This is a genomic window from Mesorhizobium sp. M8A.F.Ca.ET.021.01.1.1 (assembly GCF_003998025.1).
Taxonomy (GTDB): Bacteria; Pseudomonadota; Alphaproteobacteria; order Rhizobiales; family Rhizobiaceae; genus Mesorhizobium.
In genome coordinates this window covers 1-2943 of sequence record NZ_RZSJ01000695.1, presented here as the reverse complement: position 1 = coordinate 2943, position 2943 = coordinate 1, and the positions used below count along the sequence as shown (strand labels likewise).

General features: G+C 63.8%; 2 protein-coding genes. One reads left to right on the top strand and one right to left on the bottom strand.

The features are described 5' to 3' along the window. A partial coding sequence (locus EOA36_RS32355; RefSeq protein WP_127280888.1) for a bifunctional acetate--CoA ligase family protein/GNAT family N-acetyltransferase occupies positions 1–2099 on the top strand: 2099 nt, incomplete at its 5' end. 19 nt (positions 2100–2118) lie between these two features. On the opposite strand, the gene EOA36_RS32350 is transcribed toward EOA36_RS32355, so the two are convergent. Beyond that, positions 2119–2943 (bottom strand): bifunctional aminoglycoside phosphotransferase/ATP-binding protein (locus tag EOA36_RS32350; RefSeq protein ID WP_145969426.1); only part of this gene is annotated, 825 nt, incomplete at its 5' end.

Here is a 2943-nt window from a genome sequence, read left to right as displayed (position 1 = left end):
GCCTCGACATGCTGGCGGGCGACATGCACACCCACGCCATCGTGATGTATCTCGAAACCATTCCCAATCCGCGCAAGTTCATGTCGGCGGCGCGCGCCGCCGCGCGCCTCAAGCCGGTGATCGTCATCAAGTCGGGCCGGCACGAGCAGGCGGCCAAAGCGGCCGCGACCCATACCGGCGCGCTGTCGGGCGCGGATCGTGTCGTCGATGCCGCATTGCGGCGCGCGGGCATCCTGCGCGTCGAAGGCCTGGCCGAGTTGTTCGACGCGGTTGAAACGACCGCCCGCTTTGCTCCGCTGGAGCGAGCCCGCGTCGGCATCGTCACCAATGGCGGTGGCGCCGGCGTGCTTGCCGTCGACCAACTTATCGACTGCAACGGGGAGTTGGCCGAACTCGCGCCGGGAACGATTGCCCGCCTGGATGCCGTCCTGCCGGCCACATGGTCGCATGCCAATCCGGTCGACATCATCGGCGACGCTCCGCCTGAGCGCTACCGGGTCGCGGTCGAGGCCATCGCGGCCGATGCCGGGACCGACGTTGTCCTGGTCATGAACTGCCCGACCGGGCTCGGCTCGCCGCTCGCCGCGGCAAGCGCGGTGGCAACGCTCGCGCAGGACGGTAAGATCGGCGGCAAACCGGTCCTGACCTGCTGGCTTGGCGAACACACGGCGCGCGAAGGGCGACGTATCCTTCAGGACGCGGGGATTGCCAGCCTCGAGACACCCGCCGATGCCGCGACGGCCGTATCCTACCTCGCCGACTGGTCGCGAGCCCAGCGGGCCCTGCTACGTACGCCGTCGAGCCACGGCGAGGCCGCCACGAGCGGTCGAGAAGCGGTGCTTGCCCTATTCAGGCAGGTCGCCAGGGAAGGCCGGCGCATGCTGACCGAGCCCGAGGCCAAGGCGGCGATTTCCGCCTACGGCATCCCGGTGCCCGAAACGATCATCGCCAGATCCCCTGCCAAAGTGGGGCAGGCGGCCGGCCGGCTTCTCAAGACATCCGAGCAGGTCGTCGTCAAGCTGCTGTCAAAGGCGATCTCGCACAAGTCGGACATTGGCGGGGTGGTGCTCGGCATTGCAGCCGCGGCGGCAGCCGAGGAGGCAGCACGCGCAATCGAGGCCCGGTTGCATAAGCACGATCCTCAGGCCGATATCGAGGGTTATGCCGTACAGCCGATGGTGGTGCGAAAACAGGCTCAGGAACTGATCCTTGGTGTCAGCCATGATTCGATTTTCGGTCCGGTTCTCCTGTTCGGGGCGGGTGGCGTCGCCGTTGAGGTGATGGACGATACCGCGATCGCGTTGCCTCCGCTCGACGAAGTTCTTGCCGGTGACCTGATCGGGCAAACGCGGATCGGTCGGCTGCTCGACGGATTCCGCGATCGCAAACCTGCGGATCAGCAGGCGATCGTTGCGGCGCTCAACGGCCTATCGCAGATGGTTGTCGACTTTCCGTGCCTCCTATCAATGGACATCAATCCGTTGCTCGCGGACACCGCCGGCGTGATCGCGCTCGATGCACGCATCGAGATCGAACCGAAGCGGGTGGAGGAACCTGGGCCGAATCCTGCACTGTGCATCCGGCCCTACCCGTCAGGTTGGGAGAAGGAAACGTCGGCAGGTGGCGCGCATTATCACGTCCGGCCGATCAAGCCGACCGACATCGCGCTCTATCCCGAATTCCTGGCCAAAATTTCGTCTGACGATTTGCGCCTGCGTTTCCTTTCGCCGCGAAAAAGCTTCTCCGATCAGGTGTTGAAGCGGCTCACCCAGCTCGACTACGACCGCAATATGGCTTTCGTAGCATTGGACAAGAGCACTGGCGCGCTGGCGGGCATCAGCCGGTTGTCCTGCGATCCCGACCACGTCAGCGCCGAATACGCATTGCTGGTGCGGACGGACTTGCAGGGTCATGGCCTAGGTTGGGAGTTGCTCAGCCAGATCGTCGATTATGCAAAGGCCGATGGGATCCGCCGCATCGAAGGTATCGTGCTCGGTGAAAACAGCAAGATGCTGGCAATGTGCCGTGAATTCGGCTTCTCCTTGATGCATCTTCCGAACGAGCCAGGGCTTATCGAGGCCAAGCTCGAACTCGGTTGAGGTCAATCATCCGCAACAGTCAGGAGGCCGTGCACAGGGTTTCGGAAGCATCGCGCTGCCAACATCTCCTCAGTTCCGCGGCAATGTCGACGGGCTTTCGATCGGAATCGGTCCTGCGCCAGCTGGCCTGGCCGGCTTTTCGCTGCAATTGACGCGAAAGGATATCGACCGTTGCATCCGAGGGACCGCCCTTGCGTTCGCTGACCCGTCGCCAAAGGACGAGTGGATCCGCCTCCAGCCAGAAACCGAAGAATGGAATACCCCGGTCTCGCGCCGCCTTCTCGATCCGCTCACGATCGGCCGGTCTGTCGAAAACCGCATCAGCTACAACCGAGCCACCCTCGGAGAGAATCAAGCCGGCGCGCCATGCCATTTCGTTGTAGACGCGATCGGACACATCAGGACGATAGGCCTTGTCCGGCAGCCTGGCCTCGGCGGGCACGCCGTGCATCGCTTTGCGGATGCGGTCGCTTTCGACTATGCGCGCACCGGGCGGCGCACCGATATGGGCGGCGAGCGCCTCGGCAATGGTCGTCTTGCCTGAACCACTGAGACCGCCGATGGCAACGAGCCTGGGCGGCGTTTGCTGCAGAAATGTTCGGGCCAGTTCGAAATAGGATCGGGCCTCGGCAGTCAATTTGCCGGAATCGGCGCTGCCTTCCTCGACCTGGGTGGCGGTGACATGCGCGCGCACAGCCGCCCGCACCGCCATGAAGAAAGGCAGCAGGACAAAGCCATCCTCGTCATCGGCCTCGTCGAGGTAGCGGTTCATCACGAGATTGGCGAGCTCTGGGAAACGGCGATGCCAAAGGTCCATCAGCAAGAAGGCAAGGTCGTACAGAAC